The organism is Fibrobacter sp. UWS1, from assembly GCF_002300445.1.
In the GTDB taxonomy this organism is placed as follows: Bacteria; Fibrobacterota; Fibrobacteria; order Fibrobacterales; family Fibrobacteraceae; genus Hallerella; species Hallerella intestinalis.
Window position 1 is genome coordinate 922423 of the sequence record NZ_NSGW01000001.1, and the last position, 14097, is coordinate 936519.

12 protein-coding genes are annotated in these 14097 nt (G+C 49.3%); 10 read left to right on the forward strand and 2 right to left on the reverse strand.

Annotation, left to right across the window (positions count from 1 at the left end; translation table 11 throughout):
- The first annotated feature begins 10 nt into the window (after positions 1–10).
- Together BGX14_RS03855 and BGX14_RS03860 are read left to right on the forward strand one after the other, a co-directional pair.
- Positions 11–2893, forward strand: a complete 2883-nt coding sequence (locus tag BGX14_RS03855; protein WP_095879109.1) for a DUF349 domain-containing protein — start codon at positions 11–13, stop codon at positions 2891–2893.
- A gap of 1 nt (position 2894) precedes the next feature.
- Positions 2895–3866: an L-threonylcarbamoyladenylate synthase gene (locus tag BGX14_RS03860; RefSeq protein WP_095879110.1), complete on the forward strand. Its 972-nt coding sequence runs from the start codon at positions 2895–2897 to the stop codon at positions 3864–3866.
- Here BGX14_RS03860 and BGX14_RS03865 read toward each other — a convergent pair.
- Positions 3826–4548, reverse strand: coding sequence for a M15 family metallopeptidase (locus BGX14_RS03865; RefSeq protein WP_233126400.1), 723 nt, complete (start codon positions 4546–4548; stop codon positions 3826–3828). The two genes, BGX14_RS03860 and BGX14_RS03865, sit on opposite strands and share 41 nt — an antisense overlap.
- Entirely contained in the window at positions 4538–6865 is a 2328-nt protein-coding gene (locus BGX14_RS03870; protein ID WP_233126401.1) for a hypothetical protein, read from the reverse strand. The genes BGX14_RS03865 and BGX14_RS03870 overlap by 11 nt, the downstream gene beginning before the upstream one ends.
- Positions 6866–6935: 70 nt before the next feature.
- Between BGX14_RS03870 and BGX14_RS03875 the strand changes: the two genes are divergently transcribed.
- From BGX14_RS03875 to BGX14_RS03910, 8 genes are all read left to right on the forward strand, one after another.
- A complete protein-coding gene (locus BGX14_RS03875) occupies positions 6936–7697 on the forward strand; it encodes a nitrilase-related carbon-nitrogen hydrolase (protein WP_095879111.1) in 762 nt (253 codons plus the stop codon).
- 19 nt (positions 7698–7716) lie between these two features.
- Complete coding sequence (locus BGX14_RS03880) at positions 7717–8088, forward strand: hypothetical protein (protein WP_073302883.1); 372 nt, start codon at positions 7717–7719, stop codon at positions 8086–8088.
- Between the two features lie 15 nt (positions 8089–8103).
- The gene (gene cysE, locus BGX14_RS16265) at positions 8104–8934 is read left to right on the forward strand and encodes a serine O-acetyltransferase (RefSeq protein ID WP_073302881.1); all 831 of its coding nucleotides are present in this window, start codon (positions 8104–8106) and stop codon (positions 8932–8934) included.
- Positions 8931–9560, forward strand: coding sequence for an endonuclease III (gene nth, locus BGX14_RS03890; RefSeq protein ID WP_095879112.1), 630 nt, complete (start codon positions 8931–8933; stop codon positions 9558–9560). The genes cysE and nth overlap by 4 nt, the downstream gene beginning before the upstream one ends.
- Before the next feature lie 390 nt (positions 9561–9950).
- A complete protein-coding gene (locus BGX14_RS03895; RefSeq protein ID WP_073302878.1) occupies positions 9951–10601 on the forward strand; it encodes a hypothetical protein in 651 nt (216 codons plus the stop codon).
- Positions 10598–12127, forward strand: coding sequence for a hypothetical protein (locus BGX14_RS03900; protein WP_073302877.1), 1530 nt, complete (start codon positions 10598–10600; stop codon positions 12125–12127). The genes BGX14_RS03895 and BGX14_RS03900 overlap by 4 nt, the downstream gene beginning before the upstream one ends.
- Positions 12124–13476 (forward strand): hypothetical protein, encoded by a 1353-nt coding sequence (locus BGX14_RS03905; protein WP_095879113.1) that lies wholly within the window; start codon positions 12124–12126, stop codon positions 13474–13476. The genes BGX14_RS03900 and BGX14_RS03905 overlap by 4 nt, the downstream gene beginning before the upstream one ends.
- Positions 13473–14093, forward strand: a complete 621-nt coding sequence (locus BGX14_RS03910) for a hypothetical protein (protein ID WP_073302875.1) — start codon at positions 13473–13475, stop codon at positions 14091–14093. Before BGX14_RS03905 ends, BGX14_RS03910 begins: the two co-directional genes overlap by 4 nt.
- The last annotated feature ends 4 nt before the right edge of the window (positions 14094–14097 follow it).

The following is a 14097-nucleotide window of genomic DNA, read 5'->3' on the forward strand; positions in this document are numbered from 1 at the left end:
GAGAACTTCTATGGGATTTTTCAATTTCTTTAAGCCTGAATGGCAACACTCAAATGCGGACGTCCGTAAAAACGCCGTAATCCGTTTGAAAGCAAACGCCGACCAAGGTGCCATTGAAAACGTTGCGCAAAACGATCAAAGCAACGAAATCCGCGGCATCGCCATTCGCAAATTGAACAGTATAGAAGTCCTGCAAAAAATCGCCAGTGCCGAAACGGACGAATCGAACAAGCGAGACGCCAAGAACCGCCTTCTCGAAAGAATCGCCGACCATCTTAAAAATTTCCGCGAAGCCGCAACCCCATTTGAACTGGGACTCGTTTCTGAAATCGCCAATACGCGCTTTGCCGACGACCTGCTGAAATCCATGCCCAATTCGGAACTGCGACTGGCGATGGTTCGGGAATCGACCCGCCAGAGCGCCCTGGAATTTGTAGCGCTCAAGGACGCCAAAGAAAACGTCGCGATGGCCGCACTGGAAGGCGTGGTTCGCAGCAATATGCTCCAGAACATTTTTCAAAATTCCAGACACACCACGGTGCGCCAAAAAGCGGGAGAACTTCTCCGCAGCAAACAGAATTCTGAAAAAGATTCCGAAAAAAACGACACGGTTCTCCTTTTCCAAAAACGGGACGCCATTATCCAGCAAGCTCAACGGCTTGCCGACGCCAAAGATTTCATGACGAACAAGCCCGCTTTTGACAAACTTCTTGAAACCGCAAAAGAGCTGGGAATGGGACCCGCCGAAGCCGATTTGAACCGCGTCATCGAAAGCTACCACAAGCGCCGGGACGAAGAACAAGCCCGAATCGACAAGGCAAAGGCGGAATCCGAAGCCAAAAGCGAGAAGCAAAAGCAGCTCGAGAACACCATTTCCGAAATGGACAGGCTAATTGAAGAAAACGTCCAGGCCAATAAGGAAAAAATCGAAGCGCTCATCGCCAAATTCCAGGAATTGAACGAAAATGCCGAAAACGCCATTGCCGGGCTTTTCAAAATGTCCGTAGCGCGTTTCAAGCAATTCACCGATCAAGAAGCCGAAAAAGCGGAAATATCGACAAACCGCGAAGAAATTCTCGCCCAGCTCAAACTTCTGGCTGAAGCGGACGACACATCCAAATCCGCGGAGCACAAAATAAAAGCCCTGATTCGCTCTTGGGAAGAACAGCCGGCGGCAGAAGGCGACGATCCGAATTTGCAAGCCTACAACGCCCTCCGCAGCAAACTTGCCGAAAAATTCCAAGCACAGAGGGAAGCCGACGAAAAAATTTTCAAGGAAAATTCGGAAAAGCTCCAAGCCATCATCGAAGAAATTCAGCAAATCGACGAGAACGGCAACTTCAAAGAAATTTCCCAGAAACTTCGCGATACCTATAAACGCTGGAAAGAAATCGTCGGCGAAAATAAATTCCGTTATAAAGAAAGCTGGCAAAAATATCAGGAAGCCACTTCCCGCTTCAAAGAAATGCAGGAATGGGAAGCTTGGCACAATGAACACGACCGAGAATCCATTTTAGACAGCATCGTCGCTCTCGCCAAAGAAGAACCCAGCAAAGAGATGCTTTTAAAACTTCGCCACTTCACCAACCTGTGGAGAAGCGTCGGCCCGGTTTCTTCTGCCAGACTGACCGAATTCCGCGAAAAGTTCCGCACCCTTTTTGAAGAAATCATGGCCAAGTGCGAACCCATCTTGAAAGAGCAGGAAGAGGAACGCAAGCAAAATCTCGTCGCCAAAGAAGAAATCTGTCAGCAAGTGGAAGCTCTCGCTTCCGAAGACGATGCCAATTGGCGCGACAAATACAAAGTTATGCAGGAATTGCAGGAAAAATGGAAAGCCATCGGCTTGGTCCCCAAAGACAACGTCCAGCCGATTTGGGACCGTTTCCGCGCAGCGGAAAACGCCTTCTTTGCCAAGCACAAGGAATTTGTCAAACAGGAAGACGTTCTCCGTGAAGACAATTTCCAAAAGAAATCCGCCCTTTGCGAACGGGCCGAAGCCCTTTCGGAATCTTCCGACTGGAATGCCGTGTCCAAAGAATTCCGAGACCTGCAAGAAGCCTGGAAAAAAATCGGTCCGGTTCCCCGCTCCAAGTCCGAAGAAATCTGGAACCGTTTCCGTTCGGCCTGCGACCAGTTCTTTAACCGCAAGCGTTCCCACTTTGAAGAAATGGATGCCGTCAAAATCAAAAATCTGGAAGCCAAAGAAGCCCTCTGTGCAAAGCTGGAATCGCTAGACGGCAATCCCGAAAATCCAGAAACGGCAAAAGCCTTTGCCGATGCTGCCGAAGAATGGAAAGCCATCGGCATGGTTCCTAAAGACAAGGTGGAAGAAGTCCGAAACCGTTACGGGGAAATTCTGAACCGGTATGCGTCAAAGCGCGCCGAAATCGATCCGGAATTCAAAAAGGCAGTCGAAGAAGCCAAGCAGAAAAAAGAATCCATGGTGACGACCATTTCTGAGCTTCTCGACTCTGCCGGTTCAAATCAGAGTGCGGAAGTCGTCAAAAATCTACAGAACGAATGGGGCACTTTGCCTCGTTGCGGTGCCGAAGAACAAGAGCTGTACGCCCGATTCCGCAGCGTTTGCGACGACTTTTTCAACCGCCGCCGCGACCAGCTGGATATTCAGGAACAAGCGCGCGAAAACAACCTGCAAAATAAAATTCGCCTTTGCGAAGAAGCAGAACGCCTTGTAGAAAATCTGAACGACGAAAACCGCCGGGATGCGCAAAACGAAGTCAAACAACTGCGCAAACATTGGCGGGAAATCGGAGCCGTACCGCGCAAAGATTCCGACAAAATCTGGAAGCGATTCAATAGTGCCTGCGACACCATTTTCGGAAACAGCCAAAACGAGAAGCCACAGGAAGAACCTCAAAATTCCGAAGGCTAAAATGTATCCTCCTTGGACAACTCCCGAAGACGCCGCTCGCATTTTGCAAAACGGCGGCATCGTGGCTATCCCGACGGAAACCGTTTACGGACTTGCGGGAAACGCTTACGACGCAAAAGCCCTTGCCAAAATTTTTGAAGCCAAAAAGCGTCCGCATTTTGATCCGCTAATTGTGCATATCGCCGCGCTGGAAGAACTTTCCCATGTGGCGTCCGAAATCCCCGAGATGGCAAAAAAACTGGCAGAAGCCTATTGGCCGGGACCCTTGACCCTCGTGCTGCCCAAAACGGAGCGGATTCCGGAACTGGCGACCAGCGGACTTCCCACTGTTGCCGTACGCTTTCCCAGCCACCCCATTGCCCAGCAAATCATCCGGTTGGCAAAAGTCCCGCTCGCAGCTCCCAGCGCCAATTTATTTCAGCACGTCAGTCCCACTTCGGCAGAACACGTGGCGGAACAACTCGGCGAACTCATTGACGGCATTGTTGATGGCGGACCATGCGGAGTCGGAGTCGAAAGCACCATTGTCGCCTTTACGGAAAAAACTCCCGTCATCCTACGACCCGGCGGAATTACTCCCGAAATGATTCAGAAAGTCACCGGCAGCGTTTCGATTCGAGAATCCAAATCCAATCCGAAAGGCCCGATGCTCGCCCCCGGAATGATCGACCGCCATTACCGTCCGCAAGTTCCCCTCTTTTACGGAGAGCTTCCTCAGAATGCCAAACTTCCAAGCGGCACCGTACGCATTGCGTTCGGGCATCAAACGTCGGCAATCCCCCCGACTTTAAATCTTTCGGAATCCGGAGATGTAAAAGAAGCCGCCGCGAATCTTTATGCGTTCATGCGTCTGCTGGACAAAGCGGAAAACCGCTTGATTCTGGTGGATCCCATTCCAAACGAAGGCGTGGGAATCGCCTGCAACGACAGGCTTAAAAGGGCGGCAATTCGCCAGTTGCCCGAATCGTTTTAGAGGGGATGGCATTGAAATGCCACCACTCGGAAGGCAGCGGGATGAATCCCGCTTTTTTCATTATCCGGCGTAAAATTTTGCGGTTTTCCACCTGCGCCGCCGTCAAAGTTCCCTTTTGGAGTGCCGCAGCCTCCCCTCGTTCTCCCGCCCGATCTTCAAAGGAATCAAAATCCGTTCCCATATCCAAAAGGGTTCCGCTCGAATCGGCAAGGGTCAAATCCAACGCCAGACCAAAATTATGGACGCTTCCCCGCACCGGATTGGAAACATAGTCGGAGAATGGCGTTCCCGCAACAACTTTTCGAAGCTGCGCCTGCGCATAAACCGGACGTGCGGCATCGAAAATGACAAACCGCAATTCGGGATGTTCTTTTTGCAACAGGCCAATGGCCTTGCGAAGTTTTTCTGCAGCCATCGACTTTAAATACGCCCGTTCCGCCCCGCAATACAAATCATGCCCGGAGATATTGTGAAATGTCGCATAGCGCAAATCCAAACGAACCGGAAATGCGGACAAGTCCACATAGGAGGAGTCCCCTTTCACATAGTTTTCCCATTTCGCATATTCCCCACAAAAGCGGAGCGGTTTTTCCGGGCGGCGCGGTTCAAACACTTTTTCTTTTGCCGAAGAAACGGCAAACAAAGAAAGCAGCAAGAGCCAGAGCGAACGGCTAAATGGCAAAGTTCGCCTCGACTCCGAATTGCAAATAAAGCCCCATTCCTTTCGCCATAAAGGGAATCACATCGTAGCCGTTTGAAGTTCTGCCATCCTTATCCCGTGTGACCTGCGAACGCTCCCGGTAATTGTCGGAACCCAGAAATTTAAACGAGCCCGAATCCAACGCCGAAAACACATTGTCCGCTTCCACATAAAAACGGACTTTTCGGAAAAAGAAAATGTGTCCGGGCAAATCCAGATTGACCCGAACGTCCGTCCGGAACAAATCCGCAAATTCATTGTAGTCGTGGATTTCCCGAGTGCCTAGAGTCTGGGTCGCGGAATTTGAAGGCTTTACCTTATAATAATACAGCGGACGATGCCAGCCGACATGATGAGTGAGAATGACCGAAATCAAAGAATCCTTGCGTGGATAGTAGCGAACCGAAGTCGCCATGTCTAAACGGGAATTCGCTTCCCAAGGAAGGGATCGTCCGTCGTCCAAAGCGTATTCACCGTAAACCGTCGTCGCATTCAGCCCCAGCGCAAAATGGTGCAATGTGCGCGCTTCCAACTTGGCGGCAGCTCCCAGCACCCAAGCGTAGTCCGCTTCGGAAAGTTCCCGGTAGTGCGCATACGCCAAAGGCACCGGCAACTCCGGATTCAAGTAGTAACGACCAAATCCATGAGCGCTCAGGCTAATGCGTTTTTGCGAAAAGCCCACCCCCAATTTTGCCGAAGAACCGGTTACAATGCCGCTTTCAAGTTCTCCGTCGTTCCATTTTTCACGCCAGTCTCCACGCCAAGCGGCATTTCCAAAAATCCGGAATCCTTCTCCCGCAGCGATTCCCGGCGTTCCCGCAGAGAGATTTCTGTCGAAATCCAAAGAAACCATCGGAGAGCCGTTACCGTCAAAATCGGCGACCGCGCCAAAAGCAAAAATCGTTTTTTGCGCATTGGTCGTCCACGTCATCCGGCTGGTTCCCGAAAGGACATTCGCCTGGACTTCCGTTTTCTGCGTCTTGGAAAAATCGGGCCATTTCCGCGTCACAATGTGGTGCTCGTAAAGCAACGCTCCAGAAAGTTTCGCCCCCCAAAGGCTGCCGGGAAAAGGCTTGTCCGCGCCCAAAGTGAAAGTCGTCTTGTCCTGTTCATAACCGTCGATAAACGCAGCGTTTTCCGCCAGAGCATCTTTCCGAAATCCGGTCGTATCCCGGAGTGTGTCGGACGCCTCTTCCCGCACGACACCCGCATGGAAGCTGGTGCCAAAACGCGACTGGTATTCCAGTCCCAGAACGCCGTAAGTGCGCTGCCCACGGACAATATCCACGCTGTTTGAAGTTTCCAAAGCCGTCGTCGTATCTTGCCGAACCACATATTCGTCGCGGCTGTAAATGCCATTCACCATCCAGCGATTTTCCAGCGAATCGTGCCCGGCCAGCTGGGCAAACAGATCGAAAGAAGTCAAGTCGAAAGAATCCGAACCTTCTGTGGAGCATTCATCGCAGTTTGAATCCCGCTTCCGAAATTCCGTGAAAAACTTTTCGCCCATGTTCTTGAGCATTTCCCCGTCCAGCCAGCGGAAACTGAAACGGAACGAATCCCAAAAAAGGAACGGCCCGCCCACGGTGATTTCGCGCATGGTCGTCCCCGCCGAAACGCCAAAGACAAAATCTTCGCCTGAAAGGGTCTCCGGAATATAATCGACGGAAGTGGCAAGGCCTTGCCCCACAGGTCCTTCTCCGTAATTATCGTAAACGGCAATGGAACTGAGCAGATGCGGGTTGATGACCGAAAGATTCCCCGGAAAACCGATATCCAGATGGCGCATATTGGGAATACGCAAACGCCCCAGGTGATAGCCGACTTCATCCGCCCGGGAGCCGTCGTAAAAGAAATCGCTCGAAAAATCCTTTTGCCCGGAAATGCCCTCGACAGAACCCAGCAATTCCGCAATGTCAAAACGCATTCCCGAAACATCTTCGAGCTGCTCCACCGAAATATGCGAAGGCTCCTGCCATTCCGCCTTGGTGCCGCCGCCAATAACCGTGCTTTCCCCCAAATTCCGCACATTGGTGTGCATCACGACAACAATATCCAGCAAATCGGCAAAATCGTCCAGCGAAACGTGCAACGTGTCAAAGCCGTCCTTGGCAAAAATCAGCTTGGCATGACGAGAATCCGCCGTCAATTCAAAGCGTCCTCTCCCATCGGTTTCCCCCAAAGAACGCCCCGATTCATACAAAATAGAGACCGAGGACAAGGGATGATCCGTTTCAGATTCCAAAACCGTTCCAATTATCTGCGTCGGGGCAGCAAAAACCCCAGCGGACAGGAGCAAAACAAAAAAGGGTAAAATTCGTTTCAGCATAGCGTATTGCCCAAAATATAAAATTTCTACCTTAAGAAAAATGGCAACCGCATACCTCATCCAAATGCAACCCGACAGAAACGGCAAACAGCGAACTTTTGAACACGCCCGTTCCCTGATTTCAAAAGAAGCTCCCCGACCGGGAAGCCTTCTCGTCTTTCCGGAAATGTTCGCCACGGGCTTTTTGACTCGTCCCTCCCAAGAACTAGCGGAAAACGTCTCGCCCGAATTTCCGACTTTTCGCTTTTTACAGGACTTGGCAAAAGAAACACAATGTACCGTGTTAGGCGGGGGAATCGAGAATTTTTCGCAAATCGATTTCCGTTTTCGAAATTGGACTGCCGCCTTTGCAGCCACGGGAGAAAATCCGCTCGCCATTTACCGTAAGCACCATCCTTTTGCTGACGAAGCCACTCTTTTTGCGCCGGGAACTGAAAGCAATTCCTTTTTTTGGGAAGGATTTTGCGCATTCCCCTTTATCTGCTTTGATCTGCGATTTCCAGAAGATTTTCGGAAAGCCCGCAAAGCGGGCGCCTCTCTTTTCATTGTCCAAGCGGAATGGCCGCAGAGCCGCGACACGCATTTCAAAACGCTGTTACGGGCGAGAGCTATTGAAAACCAATGCTTTGTTCTCGCTTGCGCTAGAGCCGGGAGCGCATTCGCGAGCAGCTGCGCTTTTGATCCGAACGGCAACGAACTTCTCGTCGCCAACCACGAAGAAAAAATTTTTTCCGTGGAACTCTCGGCAAACGACGTCCTCTGCGCTCGCCAAGCATTTCCGCTGCCCCTTCCCGAAATTTAAAACCACCACCCGATATTTTATGGAACTGATTTTACAAATTCCGCCACAGGCTGCGACAAACAATATCCCTCGCCAGATGACCCTCGTTCGTATGGGCTACCCCGACGTCGCCATCGCCGAAGCTCGCGACAGCATTCTCCCGGCAGAAATCCATTTCTCGGAACGAGACGCTTTTCCTTGGGGAGATTTTTTACAGAAGCTCGCCATTCTTTGGCAGCTTTCCCGCAATGATTCCATTCCCAAAGAATTTCAACTGAAAAAGCCCTTGCCGCCAAAAATCGTCGAGCTGATTCCGCAGATTCCATCGAACAAAGCTTTGGAAGTCTTGAAAAAATTGGGGAGCAACGGATTCTTTTCGGCTTTTTCTAAATTTAATCCGCCCGCATTTTAAGGCAGGAGACGATCGATGCCCAAAGAAACTTCTAAAGAAATTTCCAAAGAAATCTTTTCCGCCCTGGTAAAAGAAGCGCTTGCGCTTTCCTCCTCGGAACCGCTGCTCAAATCCGTTCTCGACGAGCAGATCGTTTTTCGCAGCTCATTTTCGGAAATCCTCGCCGTCGGTCTTTCGCGTAAACTCGCCAGCTCTTTCCTCAGCCGCTCCCAACTGGAAATTCTCTTTATTCGCGCCTACCAGGAAAATCCCTCCCTCGTCGAAGATTCCGCAGCCGATTTGCAAGCCACTCTCAATCGAGATCCCGCTTGCAAGTCCATGCTGGAGCCACTCCTTTTTTTCAAAGGATACCAAGCGTTGCAAGCCTATCGCATTGCACACGTCTTTTGGAAAAACAACCGCTTCTTTTTGGCGGAAATGTTGCAAAGCCTGATTAGCCAGAAATTCGCCGTCGACATTCATCCGGCAGCAAAAATCGGACGGGGCATTCTTTTGGACCACGCCACCAATCTGGTTATCGGTGAAACCGCCCGCATCGGAAACGACGTCTCCATTTTACACGGCGTCACTCTGGGCGGAACCGGAAAGGACTCCGGAAACAGGCACCCGAAAGTGAGCGATGGCGTGATGATTGGTGCCCATGCGCAACTTCTTGGCAATATCCATATCGGTAAAGGCGCAAAAATCGGAGCCGGTGCCGTCGTCCTCAACGATGTGCCTCCCCATGTAACCGTTGCCGGAGTTCCCGCCATTAAAATAGGACATCCGGATTGCGCACTGCCCAGCCTCGAAATGAAGCAGGACTTTACCCGCGATTTTTCCAGCAAACAAACCACCGCCAAATGACTCGAAAGGAACGCGCCAAATTCATTGGAAACATCTTGGATGAGCTCTATCCCGAGCCCGCCATTCCCTTGAACTTTTCCAACACATTTACTTTTCTGATCGCTGTTCTTTTGAGCGCGCAATGCACCGATAAAAAAGTCAATGCGATTTCGCCGACCTTGTTCGCTCAGGCAGACACCCCTCAAAAAATGGCGCAAATCCCGACGGAAAAAATCGAAGAAATCATCCGCCCTTGCGGACTTGCTCCTGCGAAAAGCAAACACATCAAAGCGTTGTCACAAATGCTTCTGGAGCGTTTTTCGGGAAAAGTTCCCCGCTCGTTCGAAGATTTAGAAAGCCTTCCCGGAGTCGGCCACAAGACGGCTAGCGTCATCATGAGCCAAGCTTTTGGCGTTCCCGCCTTTCCCGTAGATACCCACATCCATCGGCTCGCCAATCGCTGGGAACTTTCCGACGGTTCGAGCGTTCAAAAAACAGAAGCCGATTTGAAAAAACTTTTTCCCAAAGATGAATGGAACCGGCGGCATCTGCAAATGATTTATTTCGGCAGATCCTATTGCCCCGCCCGGGGGCACATTCCTGAAAAATGCCCGATTTGCAGCCGAATCGAATACCGCAAAGACTAGTGGTTAGGAATCATTTTCAGTTATCAGTTCTTAGTTCTTAGTTCTTAGTTCTTAGTTCTTAGTTCTTAGTTCTTAGTTCTTAGTTCTTAGTTCTTAGTTCTTAGTTCTTAGTTCTTAGTTCTTAGTTCTTAGTTCTTAGTTCTTAGTTCTTAGTTCTTAGTTCTTAGTTCTTAGTTCTTAGTTCTTAGTTCTTAGTTCTTAGTTCTTAGTTCTTAGTTCCAACTCCCAACTCTTAACCGGTTGCTGAGCCTGTCGAAGCACACCAACCAAGTAAATCGGGTGGAGTTTTGTATATAAGTTCCCAACTTTTCACTAGCCCCAAGCCGCTTGCCTACTACGATTTTTGAAAATACATTTTTAGAAACCGCTTTGATTATTTATTTTAGGAATATGTTTCTGGATCGGCTCATATTTCTTTTTCTGTTCTGCGGGATTCTATTTGCGTGTTTAGAAGTCCCGGACTCGCCGGTCTTATCGATGGAATCGCCCACCCTTTCCGCTTGCCTCATTCAAAACAGTTCCCCTTGCAAAACCACATTACAGGCTTCGCCGAACGATTCCTTCTCCGTCATAGCCAAAATCTCCCCCGCCTACTTGGAAGACAGTCTGCACTTTTCTTGGAAAGCGAACGGGAAAATCCTCGCCAGCAACGCTCAATTCAAAACGGATACGAGCCGCGTTCCCGATACCCTTGTCGCTCAGGATTCTTACGGGAACTCGCTTTCATTCCCCCTTTCCTTTGTTTTTGACACCGCTCCCCAAATCAGCACGAAGACAATTCCCGCAAACGGCGACACTCTCCGCGGAAACGCGACAACTGCTTTTCTTTTTGCCTATTCCGCAACCGATCCCGACCAAAACGATTCTCTCTTTTTCACTCTTGAATTGGACTCCGCCCGTTTTTCTGTCGGCACGCTGACCCGAATATACCAATCCGGATTTTCTGCGGGCAGCCATACTTTCCGCGTCTTTGTTCAAGATGGCTACGGCCTTCGGGATTCCTCGGAAACCATCCGCTTTTTTGTCGTGGAGGAAAAATGAAATTCATCGTTTTTCTTCTTGCGGCCCTCTTCCTTGCTGCCTGCTCCGAAGACAGCGTTTATTTTGAACCGACCGATGCCGAAACGGTTTCTGTCCAAGCCTACTTGACGCATCTCGGGGATTCTTCCAAAAACCGGCTGAAAACGGACACCCTGCTTCCCTCCGACAGCGTTATCTTTTTGGCCATTATCGAGCCTTCCCGTTCCATTCGCATCCATCAATTTTACTGGCAAATCGATTCCGGAGAAATCCGGTCTGAATTTTCCTACCGCACAAACATTCCAGAGCCCGGAAAACATATCGCCCGTTTCCTGCTCTTGGATCGATTCTCCGACACGCTGACCGACAGCGTCATCTTTTGGACCGCTCCTCAACCCGTTCTGCACACCACAAGAATCGTCCCACAAAACAACAGCCAAAATCTTCCTTTTGATTCCGCCATTTCCTTTGCCTGGAATTTCACCAACGAAAATCCTTTAGCGACAACCTATTATTCTTTTCGTTTAGAATGCGGAAATCAATTGTTCGCCGACACTCTTTTGAAGTCCGCCCAATTCATTTGGCAAAAAAAATTGCCGCCGCTGGAGCGTTGTGTTTGGCAAGTTTCCGCTCGTGACGATTTTGGCATGGATGCAAACGATACGATTCGATCGGCCTTTTGGACAGCCGACTCCGTCAACTCCCAAACCGGAAGCGCATTCTTTTCTCTGAACCTCCCTTTACCCGAAATCGGCGACTCCATTTCCTTTACTCTTTGGGATTCCTCGCATTCGGAAATTTCAAATTTCACCGTTCAAAAAAGCCAGAACCAGTTCTGCCTACAAAATCTCGAGCCCGGTCCCTATCGCATTTTTTTCAAAAATCCAATCTATGCCGATTACACGAGCGACACTATTCCCTTTTCTATTCAAGCCCAAAAAATCACCCAGATAGACAACATTTCCATTCGGGATACCGTCTCGCCTATTCTGCTCTGCGAAAAATGTATGAACGATTCATTGTCTTTTGCAGACACTCTCCTATTCTTCTTTGTAGAATCGGGTTTCCACATTCCTTCTGAAAATATCGATGTTGTTATCGACGGAACGCCTTACGAAACGTGGGAATTGAAAAACGACACGCTTCGTCTTTTTACCGCAGAACTTTCGCCTTCCTTTATCTGGCACCCTCTCACGATTTCCGCCAAAGATCGCGCCGGCAATTTTTCCCAGAACGACCTTTATATTTCTCCAGATAGATCCTGCGTTCAAAGCCTTGGCGATACGCTGATAGAAAAAGATTCTTCCATCGTCATTCCTATTGCCAATCGCTGTCCCCACCTTCAACCCAAACGTTTTTTCTGGGACATTGACGAAGACGGTTCTTGGGACGGGGAAGCTTCTGCCGAATCCGATTTTGCACAGAAAAAATTCTCTGGGACTTTATTCAAAAAGCCCGCCAATAGAATCCGAGTCGTCATTCTCTACGAAAGCGGTGCCCGTTTTGAAAATGCATTCACCCTTTATGTCAATGGAATTTCCGGATGAAAAAAATTTGCGGATTCTTGATTTTACTCTGCTGCTGGAGCTGTGAAAACGCGCCCCGCGTCGATGAAGACAACATTCCAAAACTCATTTCGTCCATCTGTTTTGTTCCTTCTTCCTATTACGGCAGCTCCTATCAGGATTTTGCGAACCTCCGAGAAATAGAAACACTCCAAGGCACTTCCGGGCGTTTCATCGCCGAGATTCAAATCAACGGTTCCCGCGTACCCAACGACTACACTTCGGACTATGTCAAAAATTTCATCTGGCGAATCGAAGACAAATCCTATATCACATCGTCTCTTTCTTATGCATTTCCCGACACGGGCGTCTTTCCTGTGATTCTCCAAACGATTGATTATTTTGACGATACCCTTTCCGATACGCTGACTTTGTATGTAACCACTCCGATTTCGGTTTCTCCGATATCCCCGGTCAACGGGTTTAACCAATTCAACGCTCTGGATTCCAGCGGAATGATTTTTGAAGTAAAAACCGACGGCGTTGCCTCTTGGCAAAATGTACAATGTTCCCTCTATTTGTCCATGGAAAAAAATGCGCTTTGGGATTTTCCTTACGACAGCATTCCCTGCAACGGAACTTACCAAATCAAAGGTCCATTTTTTGTAGGCGATTCCAATTACCTCGCAGACACGTCCTTCGCTTTTTTCTGGGGAGTCGTCGCTAAAGTTCCCGATTCGGATTACACTTTCGATGCCGACACTTCTGAAATCCAGACCTTTTACACCGCTCTTGTCGGAACCGAATTTTCTCACATTCTTGTTCCCGTTCGTTACCGCTCTTTGTCCCCGGGACAATCTCCCGCAGGCAAAGCCATTTTGCAAAAAGAAAACGGCGACACGATTGCGATTCACACATTTTCTCAAAATCCCTCCACGATTCAATTTTCAGATATTTCCATTGAAGGGAATTTGCAAATTACGGTTTTCGATTCCCTGCTTTGGGAATACTCTCCCGTTCAAAAATCTTTTGCGATTTCCCCATCTACATACAACATTCTGGATACGCTGACTCTGCTCGATACCATTCCGCCTATCTGCGCTCCCATCCACAGACGCATTGCCAAATCGGATTCCCTCGTCTTTTCCCTTTTTGACGCTGGCTCCGGAGTCTCTTCTAAATCCATTCTGGTTCAGCTTTCCGGCGACACCCTCAGCCGCACCATCCGAAAGGATGTCCTTCAAATTTTCCCCACGTGTGACAACGAGTGCGACCTTTTCATTTCTCTTCGCGATTATGCGGGCAATCTTTCCGTGCCGATTCTCTGGAAAATCGAATCTCTTGGCGACTCCCTGTTCCTTTCGGGTCCCTTCAATCCGGGGGAATTGTGAAAGTCCTTTTGATTTCTTTCATTCTTTTATGCGTGCCGATTTTTGGAGAAGCCCCTCAAAAATCCTTGCGCATTTCCACATGGCCCGCAGGTGCCGAAGTCTATACAGGCAAACGCCCCGATTCATTTGTATCCAAAGCACAAGCCGTTACTCCGGATTCGCTGAACCTTTCCGCCGAAGATTCCATTGTGCAAGTCACCTTTTTCAAGCCCGGCTATGCAGACACCACCATTGACATTCATCTCCGCTATCCCGGTAAAAATTTTGTCTGGATAGAGCTTCAAGAAGAATCGGATTTAGACAAGCTGGAATGGCAGAACGCCATCATCGCCAAAAGGGAAAACAGGCGCATTGGAAAAGTCCTTTTCTATTCGGGATTTGTACCGCTCGCCCTGTCGGGAGCATTCGCCGGAATTGCCGAAATGAAATTTCGAGAGGCGGAAGACGCGAGGGACAAAATGGAAAAAAGTATTATCCATGAAAGCGAAAATTTCAAAAACTTCCAGCGGGATTTTCATGACGAGAAACAAAGCGGAAAGCATTTTCGGACAGCTTCTTTTGTTTCTCTGGGCATCAGCGCAGTCCTTTTTGCGGCAGCAGCCGTGTTTTATTTTTAGGAGC

Excerpts from the sequence above, each read along its gene's own strand:
- nth (WP_095879112.1), top strand. The coding sequence starts at position 8,931 with ATGACTCGAAAGGAACGCGCCAAATTCATTGGAAACATCTTGGATGAG.
- BGX14_RS03900 (WP_073302877.1), top strand. The coding sequence starts at position 10,598 with ATGAAATTCATCGTTTTTCTTCTTGCGGCCCTCTTCCTTGCTGCCTGC.
- BGX14_RS03895 (WP_073302878.1), top strand. The coding sequence starts at position 9,951 with ATGTTTCTGGATCGGCTCATATTTCTTTTTCTGTTCTGCGGGATTCTA.
- BGX14_RS03860 (WP_095879110.1), top strand. The coding sequence starts at position 2,895 with ATGTATCCTCCTTGGACAACTCCCGAAGACGCCGCTCGCATTTTGCAA.
- BGX14_RS03880 (WP_073302883.1), top strand. The coding sequence starts at position 7,717 with ATGGAACTGATTTTACAAATTCCGCCACAGGCTGCGACAAACAATATC.
- cysE (WP_073302881.1), top strand. The coding sequence starts at position 8,104 with ATGCCCAAAGAAACTTCTAAAGAAATTTCCAAAGAAATCTTTTCCGCC.
- BGX14_RS03905 (WP_095879113.1), top strand. The coding sequence starts at position 12,124 with ATGAAAAAAATTTGCGGATTCTTGATTTTACTCTGCTGCTGGAGCTGT.
- BGX14_RS03855 (WP_095879109.1), top strand. The coding sequence starts at position 11 with ATGGGATTTTTCAATTTCTTTAAGCCTGAATGGCAACACTCAAATGCG.
- BGX14_RS03875 (WP_095879111.1), top strand. The coding sequence starts at position 6,936 with ATGGCAACCGCATACCTCATCCAAATGCAACCCGACAGAAACGGCAAA.